This is a genomic window from Pseudoclavibacter sp. Z016 (assembly GCF_002931215.1).
In the GTDB taxonomy this organism is placed as follows: domain Bacteria; phylum Actinomycetota; class Actinomycetes; order Actinomycetales; family Microbacteriaceae; genus Pseudoclavibacter.
The window spans coordinates 53,959-80,362 of record NZ_PSTU01000017.1 but is presented as its reverse complement, the minus strand read 5'-3'; the positions used below and the strand labels follow the sequence as shown (position 1 = coordinate 80,362).

Genomic DNA, 26,404 nt, shown 5'->3' with positions numbered 1-26,404 from the left:
TGCACGTCCCGCTCACGCGCATCCCTTGGCCTACGCTGTCCCCTAGTACCCCGAGGAGACCCGATGGCCGAGATCCCGCACATCACGATCAGCGCTGGCTTCATCTTCGCGATCATCGACCTGATCATCCGAGTCATCGCGATCATCGTCGTGCCACGCAATCGGAAGCCGAGCGTCGGCATCGCCTGGCTCATGGCGATCTTCCTCATCCCGTACGTCGGCGTCATCGCGTTCCTGCTCCTCGGCAGCTTCCGTCTCCCCACGAAGCGCATGGAGCGCCAGCAGGAGGTCACGACCTTCATCAACATGGCCGTCGGGAGCGTCGAGGTCGAGCCGACCAAGCACAGCGACCCGGCCTGGTTCGACTCCGTCGTCGCCCTCAACCGCACGTACACGGCCATCCCCCTCATCAGCGACAACGAGGTCGTCCTGCAGGGCGACTACGAGGAGACCATCGTCGCGATGGCCGCCGAGATCGATACGGCAGAGAAGTGGGTGCATGTCGAGTTCTACATCCTCGCCTGCGACCACACCACGCTGCCGATCTTCGATGCTCTCGACCGAGCGGTCGCCCGAGGCGTGAGCGTTCGCATCCTGCTCGACCACATCGCCTCCATCCGCGTGCCCGGCTACCGCAAGCACACGCTGTCGCGGCTCAAGGCCCTCGAGCGGGCCGGCGCCGAGTGGCACTACATGCTCCCCGTCCGCCCCTGGCGCGGCGAGTACCAGCGGCCAGACCTGCGAAACCACCGCAAGCTACTCATCGTCGACGGCAACTCCGCCTACCTCGGCTCGCAGAATGTCGTCGACTCGACGTACAACAAACGCGGCAACATCCGCCGCGGCCTCCACTGGCACGACCTCATGGTCCGCCTCGAGGGGCCGGCCGTGCACGCCGTCAGCGCCGTCTTCATCACCGACTGGTACTCGGAGTCGGGAACGATCATCCCGGAAGACCTCACCGACGTCGAGACGATGCCGCAGGAAGCGCGGATGGACTGCCAGATCGTGCCGAGCGGCCCCGGGTATCCCAGCGAGAACAACCTCCGCCTCTTCCTCAACCTCCTCTACGTCGCCCAGAAGTCGATCATCATCACGAGCCCCTACTTTGTTCCGGACGAGTCGATGCTGTACGCCATCACGACCGCGACGGCACGCGGGGTGGTCGTCGAGCTGTTCGTCTCGGAGATCGGCGACCAGGCCATGGTCTACCACGCGCAGCGCTCCTACTACGAGGCCCTGCTGCTCGCGGGGGTGCGCATCTGGATGTACAAGTCGCCGACCATCCTGCACGCCAAGCACTTCACGATCGACGACGAGGTTGCCGTCATCGGGTCGTCCAATATGGACATGCGCTCCTTCTCGCTGAACTTCGAGGTGTCGCTCATGGTGCGCAGCTCGGACTTCGTGGAGGACCTCCGAGAGGTGCAGCAGGACTACCGCGAGCAGTCACGAGAGCTGACGATGTTCGAGTGGCGGAAGCAGCCGCTGCGCTCGACCGTCCTCGACAATCTTGCGAGACTCACCGCGGGTCTGCAGTAGCCGAACCCTGGGTGTTCGCTCCCACTCGAGCACGAGGCTCGCCGCCGTTGTCGGGGGTCGGGAGTAATTTTGCGAGTGGGCCCGACCGGGCTCAGATCGACCGACGCGTGCAGGAGCAGCGAGTCATGCAGAAGATCATCCCGAACCTTTGGTTCAACAAGAATGCCGAAGAGGCCGGCGAGTTCTACGCTTCCAGCTTCCCCAAGACGACGACGTCCGTGGAAGCCCGATACCCCGAGACCGACCTCCTCGACTTCCAGAAGGACTTCGCGGGCCTGCCGCTCGTCGTGGGCGTGGAGATCGACGAGTACCGGTTCACGCTCATCAACGCCGGCGACCAGTTCAGGCCGAACCCGTCGGTCTCGTTCATGCTCAACTTCGACCCGCGCGTGCTCGGCGGCGACGCGGCGTCGGTGCGAGCGAGCCTCGACAAGCTCTGGACTGCGCTCAGCGATGGCGGCAAGGTGCTCATGCCGCTGCAGGAGTACCCCTTCAGCCCGCACTACGGCTGGGTCGAGGACCGCTACGGCGTGAGCTGGCAGCTCATGTTCGTCGATCCCGCCGGGCTGAGCACGGCCGACGAGGCCCGGCCGTTCATCGTGCCGAGTCTGCTCTTCGGCGGAGCGGCGCAGAACAGGGCGCGCGAGGCCATCGACTTCTACGTCTCCCTGTTCCCGGATGCGCGCATCGGCACGATCGCCGAGTACCCGGCGCCTTCGGGTCCCGCTCCGGCGGGTGCCGTCATGTACGCCGACTTCCAGCTCGCCGGGCAGTGGTTCGTCGCGATGGACAACGGGGCCGGCCAGGAGTTCGGCTTCGACTGCGGCGTCTCACTCGAGGTCGACTGCGCCGACCAGGCGGAGATCGACCACTACTGGAGCGCGATGAGCGCCGTCCCGGAAGCCGAGCAATGCGGCTGGCTGGTGGACAGGTTCGGAGTGAGCTGGCAGATCGTGCCCACGAACATGGGGGAGCTCATGGCGAAACCGGATGGCTACGAGCACATGATGCAGATGAAGAAGCTGGTCATCGCCGACTTCTGATACCTACCACCGTGTGGCATCGAGGGCGCTCGGGTTCGAACACATCTTCCCAGGATTCGTCGGGTCGCCAGCCAGGCGAGCCGCCTACTCTCGCCGGTATGGCAGAGACACACGAAGGTGAAATGCTCGGAGCAACCGAGCCCGATGAGAACGGCACGGAGAAGGACCCCTCGAACTGGGTCACCGGCGACGAGCCGATGACCGGCGCGCAGCGCAGCTACCTCGACACGCTCGCCCGCGAGGCTGGCGAAGAGATCCCTGCGGACATCACAAAAGCCGAGGCGTCGGAGCATATCGACCGCCTCCAGCAGAAGACGGGTCGCGGCGAGAGCTGACCGCGGCAAGAGAAAAGGCCAGGCCAGGTCGCGTCCAGCGACCGGCCTGGCCTTTTTCGTGGAGCGGATGACGGGAATCGAACCCGCGCTATCAGCTTGGGAAGCTGAATCCGACACCAACTATCCCGCACCTGTCTACTATTTTTCTTGCTATCTCTGCTCTCTAGTGTTCAAGAGTGATCACAGTGTGTTCAGCGCTTAGGGCATGACTAGGGCACGAAACTGCGCTTAGGGCACGGAGAGGGCACGGAATCTGAGCTAGCATGAACACTTATGAGCACTGCCGAAGATCGCGCCCGAGCCCGCCTGCTAGTTCGAGAGCAGCGCCTCATGCAGCTCGGAGTATGGGGAAACCTGCTCACCGTGCAGCAGGCGGCCGAGTACCTGAATGTGTCTGTATCGACGGTGCGGCGGCTCCGGGCTCAGGGGCAGCTCGCCTTCGTGAAGCTCGGTAGCTCGGTGCGCTTCACGCCCGACGACCTCGATGACCTCGTGACTCAGAACCATGTGAAGCGCTCGCGGGACTAGCTCCCAGATCGTATGGCGGCGAGCACCTTCGCGTAGTCGCCTAGAACCTCCTCGGCCTTCTCCTCCACGATGTGCTGGTAGATGTCGGCGGCGCGTGATGTCGAGTGTCGCCCCTGCCGCATCACGAGCTTCCTGGGTGCCCCCGTCGCCGTCAGGAGAGTCAGGCCGGTGTGTCGCATGTCGTGGATGCGGAACTCCTCATGGCCGGCTTCCTCCCGCGCCTTCTTCCACGCGCGTTGCAGCGCGTAGCGGCTGATCGGGGTGCCATTGGCGCGAGTCAAGACGGGCCCCGTCCTCGTCTCGCCTTGCATCTCTCCCAGCAGGGCCACCATCTCCGAGGCGAGTGTCAACGTCGAGCGATCATCAGTCTTGGTCGTCGTGACCTTGCCGTCCTTGGTCACTTGCTTGTCGATCAATATGGTGCCCGCGTCCAGGTCCACATCGGCCCAGGTCAACGCCGACAATTCGCCTAGGCGAAGGTGCGTGCCGAGAGCGAGGTAGAACGCGGGCTGCATGTCCTCGGGCATCTTCGCGACGACTTCACCGAAGACTTGCACGGACATGAAGGGGCGTTCCTTCGTCTTCGGGCTCCCGGCCTTCGGAATCAGGCACGGATTCTGGTGCACTGCACCAGCTCGCACGGCAGATGACATGATGCCCCGCAGCAGCCGGTAAGCCTGGGCCTGTCTGGTGGTGCCGGTCGCCTTGCGTGGGCTCGTGTCTTTCGCATTCTTCCTTGGTGCCGCCGCAGCCTTGCTCAGTTCCTTGCCGAGCTTCGAGTACCACTCGGTGACCGTCTCAGGGTCAATGCTGGCAATGGGCCGCTTCCCGATGGTCGGGTCAATGTGTCGGCGTAATAGGTCGGCGTACAGGGCGCGGGTGCTGTCTTTCAGCTCTCCACGAGTGCCGCCGTTTGCCAACCACTTAGCGGCGTATGTGCTGAGCGATTGCTTCCCTTTGGTTGAGCTGAACCATGAGCCCTGCGACATCTCGGTTCGACGCTGAGCGAGCCAAGCGTCAGCCTCGGCCTTGGTCGGGAACGTCTCCGGTGCAGGGCTCCGCCCGTCCTGGGCAGTGCTCGACGGGTCGGGGTATCGAGCCTGCCACCGTCCGCTGGACATCTTGCGCGACGTGCCGAAGGTGCTTCCTCGTGCGCGTCGCTTCTTCTTGGGCTTCTCGTCCGTCATGTTCACACCCTAGGGCATGCCCTGACAAGCTGAGAGCGCATGGCGTACTGCCAACAAAAACCAGCGAGCACCTTCCATCCGGCACCAGAACCCGCTGGGCAGGGGTTGGGTCGAGTTTCGTAAGCTGTTTCCAGTGTTGGACCTGTCCAGAATTGGCAGCAGCTAAATTGACTCCAAGTCAAAGTGCCTATATCACAGTAACGAACAGATTACAACGAAACGCCGTGTATCCGTGGTAGAATATTCATGAGCGGTCAAACTCACGCCGTCGGGTCGATCATCCAATCCCGACCCGACGGCATCGCCGCTCTTCCAAGAATTTATTACGAGGCTCGAACAAGTTTGACCGCTGGTTGTCCTCAACGACGAGGACAATATGACAAAACGACGTACCCGCTTCCGATGGGCGACCGCACCAGGCCGCAACTCTCCCGACACCTTAAGTCGCCGTCTCTACGTGCTGACACTGAGGGTTGCCGGTGCTCTCGTGCGCCAGGACGAAACTCTCCTAGGCGACCGTGACCGGTGGGTCGACGAACTCACAGACGAAATGCACCGCATCGGTGGCGACCACATCATGACCGAGTATGACCACGAGACAGGCGGGCGTCCTTCGTCGCGAGCGGTGCAGGATACTCCGTATGTCACTACCTCCGACCTCGAACGCAAGGTGAGCGACGCTATCGAGCGCGTGACGATGTTTCATGTACCCAACGCGGAGCACTCGACCGTCATGGCGGAGCGCGGCGGCCGCGGCGGCAAGGTATCCAAGACACCAAAGCGTTTCACGCAGACCGACTTCTACCCTGTGGCACATCTCACGAAGGCGGAGCAGATGGAGGCCCTACGGTGTAGCGAAAGCACCGTCAAGCGGCTCCGACGTGAGTACAAGGAGAGCATCGGGGAGCTTCCTACAGGGGGGTCACGCAAGCCTAGTATTCCCCCAGGAATACTAGATTCATCTACAGGGTCAACAGAGCAACAGGAAGCTACAGCAGCAGTAGCAACCCATCCACCTGTAGACACTCCTCCACCCTCGACAGCAGCAGTAGCTACAGCACTACCTGTAGACACTCCTGCATCAGAGCTTGTACAGCACTATGAGCACGAAGACCTTCCTCCACTCCTCGACTTCATGGTGAGCTACGACTACCTGCCAGGCTTCGGGCGCAAGCTCGCGAAGATGGCGGACCCTCAGCGGCGCTGGTATGCACAGGGCACGGAGATGAATGACCTTCATCCCGTGGCAGGCATGTACTGGGAACGGTATGAGGAAGAGCGCCTGTCGGCCCTCTATGAACCCGAGCGTGAGCAAGAGCTACGGGAAGAATGCCGAGCAATCGCGCTCGAAGCGCTGACCTGACGCCGCACCCTGCACGGGCCTCGACACGCCGAATATTCCAACGGGCGAGTTCAGCGACGCTACGGAAAATTTCTGACAAGCCGGTACCGTACAGGAATGCCCACAGGCCAGTAATTCACTGGCAACCAGGGACATGGTGAGCCCTCGCTGAAGTCCCTCAAACAATTGCCGATAGTAGAGATAGAACACAAACTTCTATCGAAAGACTTGACACTATGGCAATCTCATGCAGGGTATGCACCTCCCAACATCAGGGCGCTATCGATGCTGCCCTCTTGACTGGCGAGACGGTGGCGAGCGTGCAGCGTGCCTTCCCGGCCTTCACGGATAGCAGCATCCGGCGTCACCACAAAAATCACGTACAGGCGAAGCTCGTGGCGAAGCTCGGCACGATGCCGACAATGAATTCCGCAGACCTCTCGATTCGGCTCGTGGCGCTGGCCGACGATGTTCAGGCCGTGCGAAACCGGGCTGTTGTGCAGAACAACAGCAGCGCCACGCTTCGAGCAGCCAACTCGGAGCTGACGGTCCTAAGGGAACTCATCTCGACGTTGGGAATCTCAGACACGGACGCGACCGCGCTCATGGCTGAGGCATCCGCGCTGGCGCAGGCAGTGGGCCAAGTTGCCCGAGATTATCCCGACTTCGGGCGCATCCTCGCCGCCGAGCTGGCATCCGATGCCCCCGAACTTTCATCAACAATACTCGCCATTAGTGCGAATCGAACTTCACTTAATGACAAGGAAACCCCATGACAAACTCAACACTGAAGCCTCAACTCGTAGACTTCCTCAAATCAAAGCATGTTCCAGAAGAACTCTACGAACTCGCTAACACCAAGTGGCATGTGCTCACTCAGAAGCGCATCCTCCTCAAGGGCAAGTCGTACACGCGCGGTGACGAACTCACGATCACACCGGAGATGCTGGCAAGCTCCGTTGATCGCTTCGGAGAATCTCTCTTTACGAACTTTCTTAACGATGCCGCACAGCTCGCAGCCTGGGGAGAGGTCCGCTTCGCCACGGGACCACGCCCAGACGATTTCATTCGTCTCGTACCAGGCTCGCAAGCCTGGAAGCTCGCGAAGCAAGCCGCTCTCAACAAGGCGGGCAAGTATCCGTATGGCACCGAACTACGGGACGAAGCAATGCGCCGAGTCGAGGAGCAGTACGGCCCCGGCGACCTCAGCACAGGCGGCTCAACTTGGACGCATGCCCACAACGGCGGCGAGTCATGACGGCGGCGAGCCGAGCGAATCGGCATCGTGGCGAGCAGTTCCGCACCCGAGTTGGCAACTTTTTCAAGCTCGGCCTCCTCGCGGTCGCCCAGAAGAAGCCCGTCACATCTCTCGCGGCAGCGCTCGCAGACGCGGACCGCCCTCAGATCAGTCACCTTCACGTGGGCGAGCACTTCGCGATCAACGTCTCGACCGGCTTCCCGCTGGACGCATCCGGCAACCTCGACCGGGCAGAGGCAGCGGCGAAGACCGATCACCGCCCTTACGCGGTCGCGGTGATCGAACGGCAAAGACGTGACGGCATCGAAGAGTCGTATGCGGTCATGAGCCTCGCGACTCTGCGCGACCTCGCGGAACAGGTCGAGGGGCGTGCATCATGACCGAGCCCACGAAGCGAGGACGCGGGCGACTCCCAGGCCCAGCAGGCCTGAAGGCGAAGACCATCGTCGTGCTGCATGAAGGCAGCCTCTGGGAGTTCGCACCGGGCACCCGCGTCCGCCGTGTAATTCTCGCGGGCAAGAAGTGGCTCGTGATTGCCCCCGCGACCTCCGCCCCGCCGTTTCTCATAGACAACACGGGAACGAAGCGAACAGTACAGCCGGATCTGCATGATGTCCTGGTCAAGCTAGCCACGGCGGAGATGACCGTCGATGACCTCGGCTGAGTTCGAAGACCTCTCGGATCACAGAACGTGTTTCACGGCAAGGCCCGGTACCGGTTCTCAGCGGGTACCTACGTCCACCGCTTCATGCGGGACGGGCAAGCATGGCTCAGAGTGAAGCCAGCGCGACGTGACTGGTACCTGATCGACGCAAGTCACCGCATGCATGACGACGCCACCAAGCAAGAATTTTGAGACTGAGTGACCGAAGGGCAGGCTAGGCCCCGATCACTCTCTAAGCTCGCCTCTCCATTTTCCTGAAGGGCGAGCATGTCGGGGCCGTTGACCTCTTCATCCAGCGGCCTCGACACCCAACCAACATTGCGCATGAAGACTCGCGTCAGGCAGGGGTGTCTGGTGTGACGCGGGACAAGCCGACCCATTCAATCGGCCCCCGCATCGAGCACATCCGCGTAGTCCTTTCCATTTCTGTGAGCTACGCGGCTCGCTCCGACCAACCCCGCTCAGTAACTCATCGGGCACGCTGAGCGGGGTTTGTTGTATCCCTGCGCGGTGCGCCGAGCCGTGTCTGCGCGGCGCACCCTGGGAGCTACTACGATCTGCCCATGCCGTTTGAGATCAAGCCACAACAGCGAACCTCCACCAAGACTTGGGCGCTCATCCTCAGTGTGTACCTCGTGGTGTCCATTGCGGTGTTGTGGCTCGTGCCGGGATGGATCAGTGATGTGTCGCTCTCTGGCTTGGACGCACCCGCAACCACGACAGCGGTAGTGGCTGCGCGCACGTCTGCGTTCCAGTCGACACTTCTCGGTCTCGGTGGATTTCTGGCGGTAATCACTCTTCTCATCACAGTCCAGCGGGACAACACGAACAGGCAGCGTCTTGATCATGAGAGGCAGAAGCATGACGCAGATGTGAAGGCGCAACGAGATCAGCTGAATCACCTCAAGAAGACTCAGGCGCTAGAAGCGAGGAAGGCGGACAACGACCGCGATGCCACGGTGACCGGGCGGTTTACTCAGGCGATCGCTCAGCTTGGAGACGAGACATCGATCGCGGTTCGTCTCGGGGGTATCTACTCCCTGCAGCGACTCGCGAACGATTCGGCCAAGGACTTGGAGACGGTCGTCCTGGTTCTCGCAGCTTTCCTCAGGGAGAGCGCACCCGAGCGCGAAACCGGGAAGCCGACATTTGGTGCCCCTCCACTCGCGACAGACCTCGATGCGGCAGGTGCGGTTCTCGGGCATCTCTCGCACCAGCGCGACGAGGATGCTCTCGGCTTGAACTTGCGCGGAGTGGACTTGCACGGCTCGGATCTAGACGGTGTCAATTTCAAGAAGGCAACGCTCGCGACGGCGAACCTTTCGAAGACGGATCTCACCGACGCGAACATGTGGCTAGCGAGAATTCACGACGCCAACCTCAGGCTTTGCTTCCTGGACGGGGCACAGATGGAGAACGTTCGAGGGGAGAGAGTCGACCTGAGCTTCACCTACATGCGAGGCGTCAAGCTATCCGGGGGGCAACTGGTGCGTGCGAACTTGCGGTCTGCGACTCTTACCAATTCTCAACTGAAGAGGACAGACTTTGAAGGGTCCGATCTTCGTAGGGCTGAGTTCTGGGGATCTGACCTGACTAAGGCTAACTTCAGAAATACTCGGCTTGAGGGTGCTCAGTTCGAAAATCGAGGCCGGTCCGCTACGGGGTGGACCGTCGAGCAGCTAGCCGCAGCAGGCTCCTGGGATGAGGCGACTGCGTGGCCGGAAGGGTACAGTCCCGGTGAGCCGGTCAAGAAGTACGTAGGAAAGTAGCTGGGCGCTCCTAGGATCATTGCCATGACCTCACCGGAACTCGCCCCCGACTCGCAACCGAGAGTGTTCATGTCCTACACGTGGGAGAACGAAGCCCACAAAGATTGGGTGCGCCGACTGGCCGAGCGTCTTTTGTCTAACGGTGTCGACGTGATCCTCGACCAGTGGGACGCGCGCCTGGGAAACGACCTGGCCCATTTCATGGAAGCAGGAGTGACGGGCGCGGATCGAATCGTCGTCGTCAGCTCGGACAACTACATAGTGAAGGCCAACGGGGGCAAGGCAGGTGTCGGCTACGAGAAGAAGATCATGACGACAGACCTTGTCAAGGACGCCATGTCCTCTCGGATCGTCCCGGTGCTGCGTCAGGTGTCCGGTGACAAGGTGGTGCCCACGTTCCTGGGCTCGTCAAAATACGTCGACTTCCGCGACGACGGCAAGTGGGACGCGAGCTATCGAGAACTCCTGTATGACCTCTATGGGCGATCCCTTATTCCCAAGCCAGCCCTCGGGTCCAACCCGTTTGCGGCGGGCACCAGTGCGGCCGCTGGGCAGAAGATCAAGTTCGACTCGACCAAGTACACGTTCGCGGCGTGGGAGGGGGACGCAATTGTTGAGTACGAGAACAACAGCGGAGTCTTCGTGCTGGGAAGCGGCGTGCACTCGTTCACCATCCACACGAGTACCGCGGGACATGGCGGCATCTACTTCATGAACGATGCTCCAGACATCTCGACCGTGGCTCTCGCTCGCGAAACGTCCCTTGAGCGAGTCCAGGGGCCGGACGCGTATGACGGATCGTCCAGGGTGCGCATGGCACAAATTGGGGATTCTGTCGTTGTTGTGAACACCTCAGGACGGGTGGCCGCATTGGAGATTCAGGAGGTCACGATCAGAGCGACCTCCCCTGACGGTGAGCCTCGCCTCAAGTTCAGGTACAGGATCGACAACAGTCTGTAGTTCCGTCCGCGTCCGCAAACGATCGATTTACGTTACACTTGAGAATTATTCTCAACAGGTCGAAGGCGGCTCGATTCGTGTCTCAAAACTCGTGTAGAAAACTTCCCGAAAGTACTGGCTTTCGTTACACGAGTTCCGTTACACTCGGGGCATGACAGCGACAGCCACCACCACTGCGACCCGTCTCCTGGGATACGCGCGTGTCTCGACCGGCGACCAAAGCACAGACACTCAGCTTTACGACCTCGCACAGGCAGGCGTGCCAGCCCGAGACACATTCGCAGATCACGGGGTATCCGGTGCCAAGACTTCGCGCCCCGGCCTCGACTCACTCCTCGACTACGCAGAGAGCGGCGATGTGATTGTCGTGACCAAGCTGGACAGACTCGGCAGATCGACGGCGCACGTAATCACGCTCCTCGATCAACTGGCTGCGCGAGGCGTGTATGTCCGTGTGCTCGATTCTGGACTCGACAACTCCACGATTACAGGCAAGGCCATGCTTCAGATGCTCTCCGTCTTCGCTGACATGGAGAGGGAGTTCATTCGTGAACGCACACGGGCGGGCCTTGCTACAGCCAAGCGAGAGGGCCGCGTAGGTGGGCGACCGCCGAAGGTGGACACGAAGCGCGCGGCCCTCATTCAGCGTATGCATGATGAAGGCACGAGCGTTACAGAGATAGCGGCGACGCTGAGCATCGCACGGCCTACGGTCTACAGGTACCTGACGCCAAAGGCTGAGGCCACGCCGACGCCGTAGCGCCAAGCTCCGAGCCCGTGCCCCAACAGGTGCGGGCTCTTCCGTTTACCAGCCCGAGCCCGCGCGTCGGCGGCGTCAAATCGAATCGACCCCTAGTCAAGTTCGCCAGTCGCGCCGGGGTGCCTCCGGTCGAGACTCGCGCCGATCCAGCGTTTTTCGTCGAATGATCCAATCTGAACCTGTCTAACTCTTGGAACAGCTTGATCAACTCGAAGGCGACCCCCTCCCAGGCACTTGAGTGTGCAATCGCCGTGATGGGCCGCAGATCGCAAGCTGGCGGGACTCCAAGCATCGCTAAAAATTCTTGCCGAGCTGGCGAGGTTCCGTCGCCTACTCCTCGTGCCCTTCGCGGTCCCGCTAGGGCACAGGTAGGGCACGAGCGCCTGGATTCTGACCGGTTCGGGTTTCTGCTGGCTTGAGAAAACCCCCGGCGAACCAGGGGTTTTCTCGTGGAGCGGATGACGGGAATCGAACCCGCGCTATCAGCTTGGGAAGCTGAAGTTCTGCCATTGAACTACATCCGCGTATTCAGCACCCCGGGGCGATGAACTCCACCATCGTACAACGAAGCCACCTGGGGGTGGTGGCGGCGCGGCCGTGAGGGCCTGCCTGAGGTGCCCACCCAACTCCCCGGAATGTTGCGGTCCAATTTCAGATCTGTCATTGTGGACCGCACGCTGCAGTGGGACCGACGTGGGGGAATCTCGGTTCACTGCTTGACACTTCCAGGGGGAAACATGAGCGATATTCTGCGCGCCGAAAAACAGGGGCCGAGTCGACGGGCGGTCGCATCCGCGGCGGCGTGGGCGCTGCCGACGATCGCCATCGCGGTCTCCGCTCCAGCCCAGGCGAGCTCAGAGATACCGGCGCAGCCGCCGGGTCTGAACGGGTGGATCGCCTTCGGCCTACCGGGCTCCGGTATAGAGCAATACACCATCACGGGAAACCCTGGTAGGGATCACGAGTACGGGGCGTACGGGCTCTGGGTGACGCACACAACAAGCAGTTCTGTCATCACGGGCACGCGAATCGTGGTGCACTATCTTCCCGGTCCGAGCTCATGGTCGCCGGGCATCTCCTCATCCTGGAGCAATCTCGACCCGATCGGCACACACGACTTCCCTGAGGGCAGGCACGTGAGCTACCAGATGACCTACCTGCGCACCATCGTGCCGACGGAGGGTGTCACGAACCTCGTCAGCGACATGTACTTCAGCGGCTTCGCTCAGCTCGACGGCCGGGCGCCCTCCCTCTACGTCGACAGATACGTGACGGTGGATGGCGTCGAGCTCGCGTTCCGGCGGAAGATCGGCACGAACGTGTACACGCCGCTCAACGACAACACCCCACCGAACATGCCGAACACTCCCACCAATCCTCGCGAGCGTCGCGCGTTCACCGCGCCTGACGGGGCGGCCGAGGAACTCGAGGCGAACGTCATCCCCGCCTGAGGCTGCGCTCCTGAGGGGGAGTGACCGAACCGAACCTCTGAACCCGGCCGGCACCGCGCCGGTCGGGTTCAGTCGCGTTTGGCGACGAGCGCGCGGATGACGAAGAACACGATGACGGCAACCACGGCGACGATGCTCAGTCGAGCCACCATCCAGGCCAAGTGGAAGAGCACGTCGACGAGCCACCACGCGATCACGACGGCCACGATGACGCCGATGACGGTCCACACGTTTCTGCTCACGTCATCAGCCTAGCCTCGCGCATCCGCCGACCAACTAGGCTGACGACGTGCTTCTCAGCGATCGCGACATCAAGCAGGGCGTCGAAGCGGGCCGTATCGGCCTCGAGCCGTACGAGCCCGGGCTCGTGCAGCCCTCGAGCATCGACGTGCGCCTCGACAGGTACTTCCGGCTGTTCGACAACCACAGGTACCCGTTCATCGACCCGGCAGAGGAGCAGCCGGAGCTGACGAGGCTGGTCACGTCGAAGCCAGACGAGCCGTTCGTGCTGCACCCAGGCGAGTTCGTGCTCGCCTCCACGTTCGAACGCGTCACCCTCGGCGACGATATCGCTGCTCGGCTCGAAGGCAAGAGCTCGCTCGGCAGGCTCGGGCTGCTCACGCACTCGACAGCCGGATTCATCGACCCCGGCTTCACGGGGCACGTCACGTTGGAGCTGTCGAACGTCGCGACGCTCCCCATCAAGCTCTGGCCCGGCATGAAGATCGGCCAGCTCTGCTTCTTCCAGCTCTCGAGTGCCGCGGAGCACCCCTACGGCTCCGCGATCTACAGCTCCCGCTACCTCGGGCAGCGCGGCCCGACCGCTTCGAGGTCGTTCATGAACTTCACCCGTGCCGACGTCTCGGTCACCGAGGCGGGCGCGGCCGGCGAGTAGCTCGAGAAAGGCGGCGAGGCGCTCCGCTCCGGTGCGCCGAACTTCTCTGCGAGGTTGCGGAAACCGGGGCGTGCGCACGTAGCGTTGGGGCAACGTTGTCAACGATGCCCGTGCTCCATTCGGGCTCGAGGCGTCCCCACGAAGGATGCATGGCCCATGCCGCAGACACCACCCCCGCAGCCGCAGCGCGGGCCCGGAACCGGGGATCTCTCCCGCGAGCCGAGCGCTGCCGACATTCGCCGCTGGCGCCGCTACCTCGCCGATGAGCGCGCCGAAGGGTCCGTGTACCGAGACCTCGCGGCGAAGCGCGAGGGCGAGGAGCGTGAGATCCTGCTGGGTCTCGCGAGCGCCGAGGTGCGGCACGAGGAGCACTGGCTGAGCCTCCTCGGCCCGGCGGGCGACGGCGGGGTGCGCGCACAACTCGGCACGCGCCTCTTCGGCTGGTTCGCGCGCCGCTTCGGCTCTCTCTTCGTGCTGGCGCTCATCCAGCGAGCAGAGTCACGTTCGCCGTACGAGCGCGAAGCGGACGCGACCCCCGAGATGGCGGCAGACGAGCGCATCCACGAGGAGGTCGTGCGGGGCCTGGCAATGCGCAGCCGCTCCCGCATGTCTGGCGGTTTCCGGGCGGCGGTGTTCGGCGCCAACGACGGGCTCGTCTCGAACCTCGCCCTCGTGCTCGGCATCGGCGCGACCGGTGCGCCCACGGTGATCATCCTCGCGACGGGCCTCTCCGGGCTCCTCGCCGGAGCGTTGTCGATGGCGGCGGGCGAGTACGTGTCCGTCCGTTCGCAGCGTGAGCTCCTTGAGGCGTCGACGCCAAGCCCGGATACTCCCCAGACCATCCAGCGGCTCGACGTGAACGCGAACGAGCTGGAGCTCGTCTACCGTGCCCGCGGCATGGGCGAGGACGAGGCCCGCAGCTACGCGCACCGCGTGTTCGCGCTGCAGGGGGCCGACCCGGAATCCGGCCCGATCTCACTGCAGTCCGCCGAGGAAGAGCACGAGGAGCTCGGTACCGCGTGGACCGCGGCCCTCTCCAGCTTCTGCTTCTTCGCCGGCGGCGCGCTCCTCCCGGTGCTTCCCTACATCTTCGGAATGAGCGGGATCTCCGCCGTGGTGGTGTCCGCGGCGGTCGTCGGAGTCGCGCTTCTCTCGACGGGCGCCATCGTCGGCGTGCTGTCTGGCGGTCCGCCGTGGCGTCGCGCCGGACGCCAGCTGCTCATCGGCTTCGGGGCCGCGGCCGTGACGTACGTGCTCGGCCTCGTCTTCGGAGTTGCGGTTGGATAGGGCCCATGCCCATTCCTGAGTTCGTCGCCGAGCTGCGCGCCAAGATCGGGCCGGAGCATCCGCTCTGGCTTGCTGGTTCGACTGCCGTCATCATCCGCCCCGCGATGGCACCCGCTGGTGTGTCCGCTGCCAGCGGTGAGGAGGTGCTGCTCGTGCGGCGTTCCGACAATGGGGTGTGGAGCCCGGTGACGGGCATCGTCGACCCGGGCGAGCATCCGGCGACGGCTGCCGTGCGGGAGAGCCTCGAGGAGGCGATGGTCGAAGTCCGCGTCGAGCGGCTCGTGCGCCTCAGCGTCTCGCCGAAGATCGTGCACGCGACGGGTGACCGCGCCCAGTACTGCGACCTGGTCTTCCGCTGCTCCTGGGTGTCCGGGGAGGCGGCGGTCGGCGACGACGAGTCGGTGGATGTCGCCTGGTTCCCCGTGGATGCCCTGCCCGAGATGCCCGAGCATCTCGCCTCCCGTGTGGCCGTCGCCGTCGCGGACCGGCCCGAGTGCGAGCTGCTCGTGGACGGGGTGCCGCTGCCGATCGTCGGACCCGGAGGCTCTCGGTAGGCGTGCTGGCACCGGTCGCCGGTGCTCGTCCTGGCGCGCGCGTCCGTGTGAGTGCGGGGTGCGGGTGGAGTTTCCCCTCCCGGGCTACTCCGGGGCGCCGACGACGACCTGGCCGTCGGCTGACGAGACGGTGACGGTCACGGACTGCTCCTGCTCGGCGTACGTGAACGTGCATTGGAACTCGGCGCCTTGATCGGCCTTGACCTGCTCTGGGCAGACGACGTCGGTCACCTCGACGAGACCGAAGTCGTCTTGCAGCACGCGCGTGACCTCAGCCTGCAGCGGCTCCGCGGCGAGCACGCTGCCGTTGCTCTGTCCGATGAAGTAGCCACCGAGACCTGCGATGAGCGCCGCCGCGGGAATCGCGAGGATCAGGAGCAGACGAGAGTTGCGCTTCGGCCTGCCTGCCGGAGCCAGCCCTGACCCTGGCCCGAACTGCTGGCCCTGGACGCCGGGCCCTTGGGTGCCTGGTCCTTGGGTGCCTGAGCCTGGGTAGCCAACCGGCGGCTGCTGGTAGCCGAAGCCCTGCTGTGTCGAGGATGCGGGAGCTGGCGCCCCGTAGGTGGCGCTCGGAACACCGTAGGCGGCGTTCGGGGTCGCATACCCGGAGCCATACCCGGAGTCGTACCCGGAGCCGGCTCCAGGCCCGAAGTCGGACGCCGATGCCGCGTGAGCGCCGGGACCGTACGCGCTGGGGGTTGACCTCGCGCCTGACGCCGTCCCGAACTGGCTGGTCTGGCTGGTCTGGCCGGCCTGACCGGCGTTACTCGCACCTGGCGTCGCCGATGCGGCCGGGTACCCGGGCTGGGGGAACGGCTGGCCGTACTGGGAAGGCTGCTGATGCTGTGCCGGCTGCTGGCCCTGACCCTGCTGGCCCTGACCCTGCTGACCCTGCTGGCGCGGCGCATATTGCTGGTTCTGGTTCTGGCCCTGGCCCTGGCCCTGGTTCTGACCGTAGTGCTGTTCCGGCCCCGACCCCTGGCCGGGCCCGTGCGGTCGATGAGCCTGCTGCTCCTGCCGCCCCTGCTGCGGATCGCGCGGATCGTTGGGGTCGCGCGGCCTCTGCGGGCCGCCCTGCGGTGGGAAGGTCATCGTGGTTCCTCCAGCTTGCTTGCTGCGACGTGCATGAGCGGGCCCGGCCTAGCCGGTTCTCGCGTTCCCGATCGCATCCCAGAACGCGCTCGCCTGATCTGCAGTCACATTGGTCACGTACTGGGGCGCGAGCGACGCGGGGTCATCCGGCAGATCGTCGGCAGTCGGCGTGCCCGTGATCTCGAATCCGAACTGCACCTCGACATCGAGCGATGCCGCATCCATCGTGCCGTTCACCTCGATCTTCTGCACGATGCCATCCGTGCCGACCCACACGTGCAGGGGAAGCAGCGTGCCGAGCTCATCGTCGCTGAGCTGCGAGCGGAGATCGTCGCCCAGCGTGTACAGACCGGCCTCCTCGAGCGAGTCGAACGTGACCGCCGACGTGAAGTGCCTGCTGCCATCTGCCGAGACCTCGAGCTTCTCGGGAAGCTCCTCGCCGTTGCTCTCCTTCGACAGCTGCCATGCCTTCACCAGATTGCACATGTAGATGACGGTGCCGAGGATGCACGTGCGCTGCGGGTCGTTCGCGCGGTCGAGGTCGCCCATCGGCAGGCGTGCCCACGGGGTCGAGACGACCGTCGTGTACGCGCTGCCGAAGAGGTAGTAGGTGTAGTCGCTGCCAGCGATGTGGACCTCGTCGATGGAGGTTCCCGCCTCGGCGGTCGACTCCTTCGTGACGTAGGACGCGCCGACCACGCTCGTCTCGTGCTGTGTGCTGAGCGTTGCCCCGGTCGAGGCCTTGCCGTGCGTGTAGGCGGTGGCGGAGAAGTTCTCGACCTTGGCGAGGCCCTCGACGAGGGAGTCGCCGAGCAGCTCCGCGCCGGTGTCGGCGTGGTACTCGAGCTTCGCCTCGTGGTTCGCGACCGCTGTCGGGGTCGTCGTCGCGCATCCGGAGAGCACGAGCCCGACGAGCAGCGCGGTCGTACCTGCGATGAGGCGTTGGGTGCGCATCAGGACCCCCCGAGCTCGTTGTACAGCGACAGCGCGGTCTGGCCGAGCACCGAGCCCTCCCACCGGAACGGCGGGTTCGCCGACGAGAGGACGGTCGACGAGGTTGCGGCGACGTAGCCGGCCCCGATCGCCGTGTCGTAGTAGACGAGCCAGGCCCCACCCGAGCCTCCGGGCGTCATGCTGCACATGTGGGTGTATCCGCCTGCAGAGCCCTCCCGCCACTGGCTGGAGGCGCACATGTACTCCTCAGAGCCGTCGTAGGGGCTTGCACTCGGATAGCCGACCTGCGTGATCGCCTTGGCCGGGACCCCAAAGGCGATGCCCTGCCCGCCCGTCACGTCCTGGATGCGCTTGCCGTCTTTCTCCTCCATCACGAGGAACGCGAAGTCGTTGTTCCAGCCCTCCCCGTACACGCCCTGGTCGCCGTAGTTGGCGTTGTCGAGGAAGTGCTGCGGGATGCTGTAGTCGGTGGCTGCCCAGCGACCGTACGGCTGCTCGGCCCCGTCGCCGCGGTCGCCAGGGATGAAGACGACGTTGCTCGCGATGGCCTTGTTGCTCTCGAAGTCGACGAGGCAGTGCGCCGCCGTGACGACGATGTTGCGCTCGCCGGAGTTCACGACCGTCGCCGAGCACACCGCGAGACCGCTCGCGAACGACATGTACAGGCGACCGAAGGTGGATGCGCCGAGCCCGGCACGGTCGTAGGGCACCGCCTCCGAGACATCTCCGTAGCCGTTCGCCGACTCGGCAGCGGGCACCGGGGTGGTCGGCGGGACGAACGCGCCGGTCGCCGGGTCGCCGACGCCGACCGTGATGCCGTTGTCTGGTGCCGTGTAGTCGAAGCCCTCGGCGTTCTTGAACATGTCGGGGTCTGACCAGAAGTCGTGCGATTCCTGCGCCGAGGACTCGAACGAGTCGCGCAGGCTGACCGTGCCGCCCTCGATGGGCGCGTCGACGGCGTCGTACCCGTTTGCCGAGGGAGTCGCCGTCGCGCTCACCGAGCACCCCGCGAGCAAGGCGACCGCAGCGAGCGCGCCGATGCTCGCGAGCAGAGCCCGTGGTCGGCGACGGTGTCGGGTCATGGGGTCTCCTTCGGCACGCTGGGTATGCCGTTCGTTGTCATGCTACGCAGAGCCACCGACACTCAGGCCGCGAACCTGCCGAAAACCCCGGTGGTGGGGACTTCTCCCCGTGAGGCTGCCGAGGCCATCCAGGAATAGCGGCGGGATGGTGCGCGTTGCCCCGACCATGCCAGGAACGCCCACGATCTCCGTGCTCGACCTCATCCCCGTCGCCGAAGGGCAGTCGAGTGCCGACGCCGTGGCCGCATCCGCCCGCCTGGTGCGGCGAGCCGACGAGCTCGGGTACCACCGCTACTGGGTCGCCGAGCACCACAACACCGAACTCGTCGCCTCGACGACACCGCCCGTGCTGCTCGCGGCTCTCGGCGCGGGAACGCAGCGTATCCGCCTCGGCTCGGGCGGCGTCATGCTGCCGAACCACGCACCCTTCGTCATCGCCGAGCAGTTCGCGACCCTCGAGTCGCTCTACCCCGGGCGCATCGACCTCGGACTGGGCCGCGCGCCCGGCACCGACCCGTTCACCGCCGCCGCGATGCGTCGCGATCTCTCCCGTGATCGCGTCGACGAGTTCCCCAACGACGTGCTCGAGCTCATGGGCTACCTGGGCGATGTGAGGGCGGAGCACGACCGCGAGGTGCTCAATCGCCTCCGAGTCAGCCCGGGGGCGAAGACGAATCCCCAGATCTGGCTCCTCGGCTCGAGCCTCTACGGGGCAGAGCTGGCCGCCGCCTTCGGCCTGCCGTACACCTTCGCGCACCACTTCGCGATGCACGCTGACCCCAAGGCCGCCGCCGACCACTACCGCGACCATTTCGTGCCGTCGCCCGTGCTCGCCGAACCGCACTTCATGGTGTCGGTCTCCGCGATCGCCGCGGAGACGGTCGATGAGGCCACCCGCCTCGCGCTCCCCAGCAGGGCGGCCATGCACCAGATCCGGTTCGGCCGCCCTACGAGGGTCCTCTCGCCAGAGGGCGCCGCCGCGTACGCGGACCGGATGCAGGACCGCTCCCTCTACGACGCGACGACCGGCACGCAGCTCGTCGGGACCCCCGAGATGGTCGCCGACGGCATCGACCGCCTCATCGAGCGCACGGGGGCCGACGAGGTGATCCTCGCCGCCACGACGCACGACGTGGAGGTGCGCATCCGCACGATCGAGGCGCTCGCGGAGCTGCGCGACCCGGCAGCCTCGGAGCCGCGCGCGACTGTCGGTGCACATCCGCATAATTGACGGGTGACTTCCCACGCGCGCCATGCCTCTTCCGCCTCCACTCCTGACGACTTCACGTTCGACGACCCGAGCGACGCCCCCGACAGCACCGACGAGGCGCTGCTCCGCGCGCTCGCGGTGACGTTCGCCGGCGCTGGCTTCACCGTCGACGGGGTCGAGTCGCGTCTGGGGGCCGAAGCGGCGGATGCGCTGCACCGTGACCTGCTCGAGCCCGCGTCGTTCGCCCTCTCGCGTGAGCCGGACGACGCGCTCTCCGCGCTCATCCGCCTGTTCGTGCTCGCGGAGACCGTCGAGGCGGGCGACGTCCCGGCACTCGACGAGTTGCTCGCGGCCCGCCTCGTTGCTCGCGTCCCGCGCCTGAGCCCCACGGAATCGGCTCAGGAGGCCAGCGCCGAGGAGCTCGCGGACGAGCTCGTGGTCGCACTCGTCGACGTGCGCCCGTACGCGAGCGAGGGCGTCAACGGCAGCGTCGAGATGTGGGTCGCCTCCGACCTCGGCGGTGTGCAGCTCGGCCGCGACCAGCCGCTGCGCCGCGACCACGTCGTCGGCATCGGGCCGGCGACGACGCTGCTCGCCCAGCTCACCCCGCGGGAACCCGTCGCCCGCGCGCTTGACCTCGGCGTCGGCATGGGCGTGCAGACCATGCACCTGCTCGCCCACACCAGGCACGTCGTCGCGACCGACATCTCGGAGCGCGCCCTCGCGTTCGCGAAGTTCAACCTGCTGCTCAACGCCGAGGCGCTCGGCATCGCCCCCGGTGGCCTCGAGGACCGCGTGAGCCTCCGCCTCGGAAACATGCTCGAGCCCGTCGCCGGCGAGCACTTCGACCTGTTCGTGTCGAATCCGCCGTTTGTCATCACGCCCCGACGCGAGGGCGAAGGCGGAAGCGACCAGTACACGTACCGTGACGGTGGCAAGCCGGGTGACAGCATCGTCGAGGGGCTCGTGCGCGACCTCGGCACGGTGCTCGCCTCGGGCGGCGTCGCCTGCATGCTCGGCAACTGGGAGGTGCGGGAGGGCGACGCCAACTGGCACTCGCGCCTCGAGACTTGGCCCGCGAACGATGTCGACCTGTGGGTCGTGCAGCGCGAGGACGCGACACCGGTGGAGTACGCCGACATGTGGTTGAAGGATGCGGCTGAGAACGCCGAGCTCTCGAGCTGGCAGCACGCATTCCGCCGCTACCTGCAGGACTTCGCGAGCCGCGATGTCGAGCGCATCGGCATGGGCATGTTCTTCCTCCGCCGCACCCACGAGGGCGCCGTCGGCGGTCCGCTGCGCCGCTTCGAGCACCTCACGCACGCGCTCGGCCACCCGCTCGCCGCGCACATCCGCGACGGCTTCGAGGCCATCACCTGGCTGCGCGGGGTCGACGACGACGAGCTCTTCGACGAGCCGCTCGTCGTGGCCGCCGACGTGACCGAGGAGCGCCACTCGCGGCCAGGCGACGAGGACCCGAGCATCATCATGCTCCGCCAGGGCGCGGGGTTCCGCCGCACCATGTCGATGTCGACGGAACTCACCGGCTTCGTGTCGGTGTGCGACGGGGAGCTCGTCGGGTCGCAGATCGTCACCGCCATCGCATCGCTCGTCGATGTCGAGGAAGAGGCCCTGCGCGCGAGCCTCGTGCCCGACGTGCGCGAGCTCGTGGCGCTCGGCTTCCTCGAGCCGCGCTGGCGATAGGAGGTCAGCCGGGCCGGCGACGCCGAGCGTGCTCGCTTCCCGCCGTCATGGGTGCGCCACGACGTTCTCCGGCGCCTCGCCGGCCAGAAGCGCGCGCAGCTGGCGGTCGATGAGTGCGACCATGCGCGGATGCATCGCCGAGGAAGCGCCCCCGACGTGCGGGGTGATGAGTGCGCCGTCGAGATCCCAGAGCCGGTGCCCCGGCGGCAGCGGCTCGGGGTCGGTGACGTCGAGGGCGGCCCGGATGCGGCCGGCCTCGAGCGCGGCGATGAGCGCCTCCGTGTCGATGACTGGTCCGCGCGCGACGTTCACGAGGAGCGACCCCTGTCGCATCGCGGCGAGGAAGCTCGCATCGACGAGGTGTCTGGTCTCGTCGGTCAGCGGCACCGTGAGGATCACCACGTCGATCCCGGGGAGCAGCGCCTCGAGGCTCGAGATGGGGTGCACGCGGTCGGGCCCGCCATCGGCTGCGCGGGCGGAGCGCGCGAACCGGAGCACGTTCGCCTCGAAGCCGCTCAGTCGATGCTCGATGGCCTTGCCGACGCCGCCGTATCCGACGATGGCCACCGTGCGGTCGGCGAGGCTCTGGCCGGGCTGCTGGTGCCACACGTGCCGCTGCCCCGCCGTCGTGTACTCGGGGATGCGGCGGAGCGACGCGAGCGTGAGCCCGAGTGCGAGCTCGGCCGTCGAGGCCTCGTGCACGGAGCGCGCGTTGGCAACCGTGTGACCAGCGGGCAGGTGGGCGAGCACGTCCTCGTACCCGATCGTCTGGGCCTGGACGAGTCGCGTCGTCGTGCGCCCGAGGCTCGCGGTGAGGCTCGGGTCCTGCTGATAGGGGAGCACGACGAGGTCGATGTGCGGGGCGGGTGACGGCGTCGTCAGATCCCAGGTGATGCACTCGAGGCTGGCGGCGATCTCGAGCTGCGTGATCGAGGCCGCGAGGGCGGGGGTCGGCACCGAGACGAGGAGCTGTTCGCTGCGGGTCACGATACGGGCTCTTGCTTACATAATGAGTTCATGCACATAATGTAAGCCAGACGCGGTCCCAGGCCAAGCAACTCCTGTTCTCCCCCAGCGAGGCCGAGACCGCGCGAGACCCCACCTCGATTGGACGACAATGACGTCAGAGATCATCACGATCATCCACACGGCGATCGCCATCCTCGGCGTCGTCGTGCTCATCACGCGCTTCCGGCTGAACCCCGCCGTCGCCCTCGTGATCGGCTCCCTCTACCTGGGACTCGCCACGGGGCATCCGCCGACCGAGACCATCGGCACGATCACCGGCGGCTTCGGGGAGATCATGGCCGAGGTCGGCCTCCTCATCACCTTCGGCGTGCTGCTCGGCTCGATGCTCAGCGAGATGAACGCCATCCAGCGACTCGTCTCGCACCTGCTGCGCATCTTCGGCCCCAAGGGGCTGCCGTACGCGATGGGGCTCACGATCGGCACCGTGCTCCAGTCGATCTTCCTCGACGTGCTCCTCGTGATCTCCGCGCCGCTCGCTCGCAAGATGGCGCCGCTCATCGGCAAGCACGGCACGCCACGCATCGCGACGGCCCTCGCCATCGGCCTCGAATGCGGGATCGTCTTCATGGTGCCCGGCGTCGCAGCCCTCGCGCTCGCGGGCGTGCTCGGCGTTCCCCTCGGACAGATGCTGCTCTTCGGCCTCATCGTGATCGTGCCGACCATCGTCATCTCGATCTTCATCATGACGCTGCTGTTCCGCATCGGCTTCTGGAAGGAGAAGCTGGACGAGACGCAGCCCGTCGAAGGTGAGGACGGAGCGGACGACAGCATCGACGCCTCCCCAGAGCCCGTCGAGCCCCTCAAGACCGAGAGCATCCCAGTCGGCGACCGACTCAGCAAGGTCGGCGGCGTCCCCCGCGGCGTCGCCGTCGCCGAGCGCACCACGACCTCCGAGCCGAAGCTCATCCTGCTCTTCGCGCCGCTCCTGCTCTGCCTCGGCCTCATCGCGACGGGCGCGATCCTGCAGATCGTCGGCGTCGAGATCGACGCGCTTGTCCTCGTGACCGACCCCGTCTTCGCGCTGCTCCTCGCCGTGCTCGGCACGAGCATCATCGGCAGGCTCACGGTCGGCGGCAAGGCGGTCGAGAAGTCGGTTGTCGCGGGCTTCCGCGAAAGCGGTCAGATCCTCATCCTCACGGGTGTGGGCGGTTCGCTCGCGGCGACCGTCGCGGCGACCGGCCTCGGCGACATCCTCGGGCAGGCGTTCAGCGCCAACAGCTTCGCGCCGCTCCTCATCGTCTGGGCCATCGCGGCCGTACTGCACATCGCCGTCGGCTCCGTCACGATCTCGGCGATCACCGCCGCAGGCATCCTCGCGCCCATCGCGTCCGTCATCGGCCTCGACCCGATCCTCATCGCCCTCGCGGCGGGAGCCGGCTCGCTCTTCGCGGTGCACGTCACCAGCAACACGTTCTGGCTCCTGCAGTCGTTGCTCGGACAGACGACACGGGGCACGCTGAAGACATGCACCGTCGGTGTGTCCGTCGCCTCGGTGGTCGCGTTGCTCGTGACCCTTGTCCTGAGCATCTTCATCTGACCCGCACGCTCCCACCGATCACGTCCGGAAAGGACCGACATGCACACCAACGCCAAGATCGCCCCGCTCGCGGGAGTCCGCGTGCTCGAGCTCGGGAACTTCATCGCAGCCCCGACGGCAGGGCGGATGCTCGCCGACTTCGGCGCCGAGGTCATCAAGGTCGAGCGGCCCGGTACGGGAGACGAGTTGCGCTCGTGGCGCCTGCATCCCGGTGCGACGACGTCGATGCTGTTCCACACCATCAACCGCAACAAGAAGTCGATCACCCTCGATCTCCGGACGGAGGAGGGGCGGGATGCGGTGCGTGCGCTTGCCGCCGACTGCGACGTGGTCCTGGAGAACTTCCGTCCGGGCACCATCGAGCGGTGGGGGATCGGGCCGGACGTGCTCAACGAGATCAACCCGGAAATCGTCATCGGCCGTATCTCCGCCTTCGGGCAGACGGGGCCGCTCTCGAGCCGGCCGGGGTTCGCCGCCGTCGCGGAGGCCATGGGCGGGTTCAGGAACCTCGTCGGCGACCCGGACCGCGCCCCCGTCCGCGTCGGCGTCTCGATCGGCGACTCCATCGCGGGCGTGTACGCCGCCTACGGCGTGATGATGGCGATGTTCCAGCGCGAGCGGCGCCGCGGCGCCGGCCTCGGTCCCGCGCCGCTCGAGGAGCGGGTCATCGACGTCGCCCTCAACGAGGCCATGTTCTCGATGATGGAGTCGCTCATCCCCGACTACCAGGCGCACGGGGTGGTCCGTGAGCGGGTCGGCGGGCGGATGGAGGGCATCGCCCCCACCAACGCGTACGTGTGCGGGGATGCGAAGAGCGTCGTGATCGCGGGCAACGCCGACGCGATCTTCGTGCGCTTCATGGGCATCATCGGGAGAGACGACCTCGCCCGCGACCCGGGCCTCGCGACCAACAATCTCCGCTGGGACCGGCGCGACGAGCTCGACGCCGCGATCGGCGCGTGGACGGCGACGCTCCCCGCCGAGGAGGTACTCGACATCCTCGACGACGCCGGCGTCCCCTCTGGCCCGATCTACACTGCCGAGGACATCAGCGCGAGCCCGCAGTACGCGGCCCGCGACATGATCCAGAAGTTCGACGTGACCGACGGAGACACCACCGTCGAGGGTGTCGGCTTCCCCGGCATCGTCCCGGTCCTCGGCGGCGCCTCCCTGCCGATTCGCACGCTCGCGCCCGGGCTCGGCCAGGACACCGAGGCGGTGCTCGCGGCCTACGCGGGCCGCAGCGGGCAGACGCAGACCGACGACAACAGCAAGGTGGACGCACGATGAGCCAGAACCCGATCACCTCCGCGCGTCTGCGCGACGTCACCCTGCGCGACGGCCTGCAGCTCACCGGCAAGCTGCTGTCGACCCAGCGCAAGGTCGAGCTCGCGCGCGAGCTCTTCTCTGCCGGGGTACCAGAGCTCGAGATCGGCTCGATGGCGCGCGGCGACCTCGTCCCGCCCATGGCCAACACGCTCGAGGTCATCGAGGCGCTCACCCCGGAGGAGCTCGAGCACAGCTGGGTGTGGGTCGCGACCCCGCGGCACATCGAGAAGGCCGCGGCCGCCGGGGCGAAGAACTTCCAGTACTGCCTCTCGGTCTCCGACGCCCACAACCAGGCGAACATCGGGCGGACCACCGACACGAGTCTCGCGGCCATGCCGGACGCCGTCGCCCTGACCCGTCAGGCCGGCGGGCGCATCCAGCTGTGCCTCGCGACCTCCTTCACGTGCCCCTTCGACGGGCAGGTCGACCCGGACCGGGTCATCCGGATCGCCAACGACCCCAGGGCCGAGGGCGCTGAGGACATCGTCATCTGCGACACCCTGGGCCAAGCGCACCCCGGACAGGTGTCCTCGCTCATCTCCAGGGTCGTCGCCGAGTCGCCGAAGCGGGAGATCGTGTTCCACGGCCACGACACCTGGGGTGCGGGCGTCACGAACTCGATCGCGGCGGTCCTCGCGGGTGCGAGCGTCGTCGACGGCGCGCTCGGAGGGCTCGGCGGATGCCCGTTCGCTCCGGGGGCCAGCGGCAACACGGCCACGGAGGACCTGCTTTTCGCGATGCGCCCCGAGTGGCTCACTCCGGCGGCGTTCGCCCAGATCGTCCGCGAATCGGAGACGCTGCTCGTCGACCTCGAAGAGCCGAACCGATCGAAGGCCCGCCAGGGCGCTCGCTCCAAGGCCCCCGCGTTCGAATGGGTCGTGCCGGCGTAGGC

At 65.8% G+C, this 26,404-nt stretch carries 27 protein-coding genes and 2 tRNA genes; 21 read left to right on the top strand and 8 right to left on the bottom strand.

Going from position 1 to position 26,404, the window contains the following annotated elements:
- Positions 1 to 63 precede the first annotated feature (63 nt).
- The 3 genes from cls (at position 64) to C5B99_RS15570 (ending at position 2,920) form a co-directional block, all read left to right on the top strand.
- On the top strand, positions 64 to 1,542 hold the full coding sequence (gene cls, locus C5B99_RS15580; protein ID WP_104243733.1) for a cardiolipin synthase: 1,479 nt from the start codon (positions 64 to 66) through the stop codon (positions 1,540 to 1,542).
- A 125-nt stretch (positions 1,543 to 1,667) separates the two neighbouring features.
- Positions 1,668 to 2,585 (top strand): VOC family protein, encoded by a 918-nt coding sequence (locus C5B99_RS15575; RefSeq protein WP_104244151.1) that lies wholly within the window; start codon positions 1,668 to 1,670, stop codon positions 2,583 to 2,585.
- Positions 2,586 to 2,683: 98 nt separating this feature from the next.
- A complete protein-coding gene (locus C5B99_RS15570) occupies positions 2,684 to 2,920 on the top strand; it encodes a DUF3072 domain-containing protein (protein WP_104243732.1) in 237 nt (78 codons plus the stop codon).
- Positions 2,921 to 2,979: 59 nt separating this feature from the next.
- On the opposite strand, the gene C5B99_RS15565 is transcribed toward C5B99_RS15570, so the two are convergent.
- Positions 2,980 to 3,049, bottom strand: a tRNA-Ser gene (locus C5B99_RS15565).
- A gap of 144 nt (positions 3,050 to 3,193) precedes the next feature.
- Between C5B99_RS15565 and C5B99_RS15560 the strand changes: the two genes are divergently transcribed.
- Entirely contained in the window at positions 3,194 to 3,448 is a 255-nt protein-coding gene (locus C5B99_RS15560; RefSeq protein ID WP_219819662.1) for a helix-turn-helix domain-containing protein, read from the top strand.
- Here C5B99_RS15560 and C5B99_RS15555 read toward each other — a convergent pair.
- The gene (locus C5B99_RS15555) at positions 3,445 to 4,635 is read right to left on the bottom strand and encodes a site-specific integrase (RefSeq protein ID WP_104243730.1); all 1,191 of its coding nucleotides are present in this window, start codon (positions 4,633 to 4,635) and stop codon (positions 3,445 to 3,447) included. The genes C5B99_RS15560 and C5B99_RS15555 overlap by 4 nt on opposite strands.
- 487 nt (positions 4,636 to 5,122) lie before the next feature.
- On the opposite strand from C5B99_RS15555, the gene C5B99_RS19070 reads away from it, so the two are divergent.
- The 8 genes from C5B99_RS19070 to C5B99_RS15515 all read left to right on the top strand — a co-directional run bounded on the left by C5B99_RS19070 (position 5,123) and on the right by C5B99_RS15515 (position 11,388).
- Complete coding sequence (locus tag C5B99_RS19070) at positions 5,123 to 5,998, top strand: hypothetical protein (RefSeq protein WP_219819661.1); 876 nt, start codon at positions 5,123 to 5,125, stop codon at positions 5,996 to 5,998.
- A 275-nt stretch (positions 5,999 to 6,273) separates the two neighbouring features.
- Positions 6,274 to 6,753 carry a hypothetical protein gene (locus C5B99_RS15545; protein WP_146082026.1) on the top strand — a complete coding sequence of 160 codons (480 nt, stop codon included), beginning with the start codon at positions 6,274 to 6,276 and terminating at the stop codon, positions 6,751 to 6,753.
- The gene (locus C5B99_RS15540; protein WP_146082025.1) at positions 6,750 to 7,235 is read left to right on the top strand and encodes a hypothetical protein; all 486 of its coding nucleotides are present in this window, start codon (positions 6,750 to 6,752) and stop codon (positions 7,233 to 7,235) included. The genes C5B99_RS15545 and C5B99_RS15540 overlap by 4 nt, the downstream gene beginning before the upstream one ends.
- Entirely contained in the window at positions 7,232 to 7,615 is a 384-nt protein-coding gene (locus tag C5B99_RS15535; RefSeq protein WP_104243721.1) for a hypothetical protein, read from the top strand. The genes C5B99_RS15540 and C5B99_RS15535 overlap by 4 nt, the downstream gene beginning before the upstream one ends.
- Positions 7,612 to 7,899, top strand: a complete 288-nt coding sequence (locus tag C5B99_RS15530; RefSeq protein ID WP_104243720.1) for a hypothetical protein — start codon at positions 7,612 to 7,614, stop codon at positions 7,897 to 7,899. The genes C5B99_RS15535 and C5B99_RS15530 overlap by 4 nt, the downstream gene beginning before the upstream one ends.
- 563 nt (positions 7,900 to 8,462) lie before the next feature.
- Complete coding sequence (locus tag C5B99_RS15525) at positions 8,463 to 9,668, top strand: pentapeptide repeat-containing protein (RefSeq protein WP_104243718.1); 1,206 nt, start codon at positions 8,463 to 8,465, stop codon at positions 9,666 to 9,668.
- A gap of 24 nt (positions 9,669 to 9,692) precedes the next feature.
- Positions 9,693 to 10,628: a toll/interleukin-1 receptor domain-containing protein gene (locus C5B99_RS15520; protein ID WP_104243716.1), complete on the top strand. Its 936-nt coding sequence runs from the start codon at positions 9,693 to 9,695 to the stop codon at positions 10,626 to 10,628.
- A 151-nt stretch (positions 10,629 to 10,779) separates the two neighbouring features.
- Positions 10,780 to 11,388 carry a recombinase family protein gene (locus C5B99_RS15515; protein WP_104243714.1) on the top strand — a complete coding sequence of 203 codons (609 nt, stop codon included), beginning with the start codon at positions 10,780 to 10,782 and terminating at the stop codon, positions 11,386 to 11,388.
- 450 nt (positions 11,389 to 11,838) lie between these two features.
- Here the strand turns inward: C5B99_RS15515 and C5B99_RS15510 are convergent.
- A tRNA-Gly gene (locus C5B99_RS15510) sits at positions 11,839 to 11,912 on the bottom strand.
- Positions 11,913 to 12,125: 213 nt separating this feature from the next.
- Here C5B99_RS15510 and C5B99_RS15505 point away from each other — a divergent pair.
- Complete coding sequence (locus C5B99_RS15505; RefSeq protein WP_146081401.1) at positions 12,126 to 12,839, top strand: hypothetical protein; 714 nt, start codon at positions 12,126 to 12,128, stop codon at positions 12,837 to 12,839.
- Between the two features lie 68 nt (positions 12,840 to 12,907).
- Here the strand turns inward: C5B99_RS15505 and C5B99_RS19385 are convergent, their stop codons facing one another.
- Complete coding sequence (locus tag C5B99_RS19385) at positions 12,908 to 13,081, bottom strand: hypothetical protein (RefSeq protein ID WP_181058052.1); 174 nt, start codon at positions 13,079 to 13,081, stop codon at positions 12,908 to 12,910.
- A 47-nt stretch (positions 13,082 to 13,128) separates the two neighbouring features.
- On the opposite strand from C5B99_RS19385, the gene dcd reads away from it, so the two are divergent.
- The 3 genes from dcd (at position 13,129) to C5B99_RS15490 (ending at position 15,575) form a co-directional block, all read left to right on the top strand.
- Entirely contained in the window at positions 13,129 to 13,734 is a 606-nt protein-coding gene (gene dcd, locus C5B99_RS15500) for a dCTP deaminase (RefSeq protein ID WP_104243710.1), read from the top strand.
- Between the two features lie 156 nt (positions 13,735 to 13,890).
- Positions 13,891 to 15,021: a VIT1/CCC1 transporter family protein gene (locus tag C5B99_RS15495; RefSeq protein ID WP_104243708.1), complete on the top strand. Its 1,131-nt coding sequence runs from the start codon at positions 13,891 to 13,893 to the stop codon at positions 15,019 to 15,021.
- Between the two features lie 5 nt (positions 15,022 to 15,026).
- Entirely contained in the window at positions 15,027 to 15,575 is a 549-nt protein-coding gene (locus C5B99_RS15490; RefSeq protein ID WP_104243706.1) for an NUDIX domain-containing protein, read from the top strand.
- An 84-nt stretch (positions 15,576 to 15,659) separates the two neighbouring features.
- Here the strand turns inward: C5B99_RS15490 and C5B99_RS15485 are convergent, their stop codons facing one another.
- The 3 genes from C5B99_RS15485 to C5B99_RS15475 are packed head-to-tail and all read right to left on the bottom strand — an operon-like array spanning position 15,660 to position 18,703.
- Positions 15,660 to 16,667 (bottom strand): DUF4333 domain-containing protein, encoded by a 1,008-nt coding sequence (locus C5B99_RS15485; protein WP_104243704.1) that lies wholly within the window; start codon positions 16,665 to 16,667, stop codon positions 15,660 to 15,662.
- Between the two features lie 48 nt (positions 16,668 to 16,715).
- Entirely contained in the window at positions 16,716 to 17,621 is a 906-nt protein-coding gene (locus C5B99_RS15480; protein WP_104243702.1) for a hypothetical protein, read from the bottom strand.
- Positions 17,621 to 18,703: a serine protease gene (locus tag C5B99_RS15475; RefSeq protein WP_104243700.1), complete on the bottom strand. Its 1,083-nt coding sequence runs from the start codon at positions 18,701 to 18,703 to the stop codon at positions 17,621 to 17,623. The genes C5B99_RS15480 and C5B99_RS15475 overlap by 1 nt, the downstream gene beginning before the upstream one ends.
- A gap of 145 nt (positions 18,704 to 18,848) precedes the next feature.
- Between C5B99_RS15475 and C5B99_RS15470 the strand changes: the two genes are divergently transcribed.
- Positions 18,849 to 19,934, top strand: a complete 1,086-nt coding sequence (locus C5B99_RS15470; RefSeq protein ID WP_258063400.1) for an LLM class flavin-dependent oxidoreductase — start codon at positions 18,849 to 18,851, stop codon at positions 19,932 to 19,934.
- Between the two features lie 3 nt (positions 19,935 to 19,937).
- A complete protein-coding gene (locus C5B99_RS15465; protein ID WP_104243698.1) occupies positions 19,938 to 21,617 on the top strand; it encodes a methyltransferase in 1,680 nt (559 codons plus the stop codon).
- Positions 21,618 to 21,662: 45 nt separating this feature from the next.
- On the opposite strand, the gene C5B99_RS15460 is transcribed toward C5B99_RS15465, so the two are convergent.
- A complete protein-coding gene (locus tag C5B99_RS15460) occupies positions 21,663 to 22,604 on the bottom strand; it encodes a 2-hydroxyacid dehydrogenase (RefSeq protein ID WP_104243696.1) in 942 nt (313 codons plus the stop codon).
- A gap of 130 nt (positions 22,605 to 22,734) precedes the next feature.
- Here C5B99_RS15460 and C5B99_RS15455 point away from each other — a divergent pair, with 130 nt between their 5' ends.
- The 3 genes from C5B99_RS15455 to C5B99_RS15445 are packed head-to-tail and all read left to right on the top strand — an operon-like array spanning position 22,735 to position 26,402.
- On the top strand, positions 22,735 to 24,183 hold the full coding sequence (locus C5B99_RS15455; protein ID WP_104243694.1) for a GntP family permease: 1,449 nt from the start codon (positions 22,735 to 22,737) through the stop codon (positions 24,181 to 24,183).
- A 39-nt stretch (positions 24,184 to 24,222) separates the two neighbouring features.
- Entirely contained in the window at positions 24,223 to 25,473 is a 1,251-nt protein-coding gene (locus C5B99_RS15450) for a CaiB/BaiF CoA-transferase family protein (RefSeq protein ID WP_104243692.1), read from the top strand.
- On the top strand, positions 25,470 to 26,402 hold the full coding sequence (locus tag C5B99_RS15445; RefSeq protein WP_104243690.1) for a hydroxymethylglutaryl-CoA lyase: 933 nt from the start codon (positions 25,470 to 25,472) through the stop codon (positions 26,400 to 26,402). The genes C5B99_RS15450 and C5B99_RS15445 overlap by 4 nt, the downstream gene beginning before the upstream one ends.
- The last annotated feature ends 2 nt before the right edge of the window (positions 26,403 to 26,404 follow it).

Bases quoted from the DNA above. Each gene is read 5' to 3' on its own strand.
- cls (WP_104243733.1), top strand. From the start codon at position 64: ATGGCCGAGATCCCGCACATCACGATCAGCGCTGGCTTCATCTTCGCG.
- C5B99_RS15575 (WP_104244151.1), top strand. From the start codon at position 1,668: ATGCAGAAGATCATCCCGAACCTTTGGTTCAACAAGAATGCCGAAGAG.
- C5B99_RS15570 (WP_104243732.1), top strand. From the start codon at position 2,684: ATGGCAGAGACACACGAAGGTGAAATGCTCGGAGCAACCGAGCCCGAT.
- C5B99_RS15560 (WP_219819662.1), top strand. From the start codon at position 3,194: ATGAGCACTGCCGAAGATCGCGCCCGAGCCCGCCTGCTAGTTCGAGAG.
- C5B99_RS15555 (WP_104243730.1), bottom strand. From the start codon at position 4,635: ATGACGGACGAGAAGCCCAAGAAGAAGCGACGCGCACGAGGAAGCACC.
- C5B99_RS15540 (WP_146082025.1), top strand. From the start codon at position 6,750: ATGACAAACTCAACACTGAAGCCTCAACTCGTAGACTTCCTCAAATCA.
- C5B99_RS15535 (WP_104243721.1), top strand. From the start codon at position 7,232: ATGACGGCGGCGAGCCGAGCGAATCGGCATCGTGGCGAGCAGTTCCGC.
- C5B99_RS15530 (WP_104243720.1), top strand. From the start codon at position 7,612: ATGACCGAGCCCACGAAGCGAGGACGCGGGCGACTCCCAGGCCCAGCA.
- C5B99_RS15525 (WP_104243718.1), top strand. From the start codon at position 8,463: ATGCCGTTTGAGATCAAGCCACAACAGCGAACCTCCACCAAGACTTGG.
- C5B99_RS15520 (WP_104243716.1), top strand. From the start codon at position 9,693: ATGACCTCACCGGAACTCGCCCCCGACTCGCAACCGAGAGTGTTCATG.
- C5B99_RS15515 (WP_104243714.1), top strand. From the start codon at position 10,780: ATGACAGCGACAGCCACCACCACTGCGACCCGTCTCCTGGGATACGCG.
- C5B99_RS15505 (WP_146081401.1), top strand. From the start codon at position 12,126: ATGAGCGATATTCTGCGCGCCGAAAAACAGGGGCCGAGTCGACGGGCG.
- C5B99_RS15495 (WP_104243708.1), top strand. From the start codon at position 13,891: ATGCCGCAGACACCACCCCCGCAGCCGCAGCGCGGGCCCGGAACCGGG.
- C5B99_RS15490 (WP_104243706.1), top strand. From the start codon at position 15,027: ATGCCCATTCCTGAGTTCGTCGCCGAGCTGCGCGCCAAGATCGGGCCG.
- C5B99_RS15485 (WP_104243704.1), bottom strand. From the start codon at position 16,667: ATGACCTTCCCACCGCAGGGCGGCCCGCAGAGGCCGCGCGACCCCAAC.
- C5B99_RS15480 (WP_104243702.1), bottom strand. From the start codon at position 17,621: ATGCGCACCCAACGCCTCATCGCAGGTACGACCGCGCTGCTCGTCGGG.
- C5B99_RS15475 (WP_104243700.1), bottom strand. From the start codon at position 18,703: ATGACCCGACACCGTCGCCGACCACGGGCTCTGCTCGCGAGCATCGGC.
- C5B99_RS15470 (WP_258063400.1), top strand. From the start codon at position 18,849: ATGGTGCGCGTTGCCCCGACCATGCCAGGAACGCCCACGATCTCCGTG.
- C5B99_RS15455 (WP_104243694.1), top strand. From the start codon at position 22,735: ATGACGTCAGAGATCATCACGATCATCCACACGGCGATCGCCATCCTC.
- C5B99_RS15450 (WP_104243692.1), top strand. From the start codon at position 24,223: ATGCACACCAACGCCAAGATCGCCCCGCTCGCGGGAGTCCGCGTGCTC.
- C5B99_RS15445 (WP_104243690.1), top strand. From the start codon at position 25,470: ATGAGCCAGAACCCGATCACCTCCGCGCGTCTGCGCGACGTCACCCTG.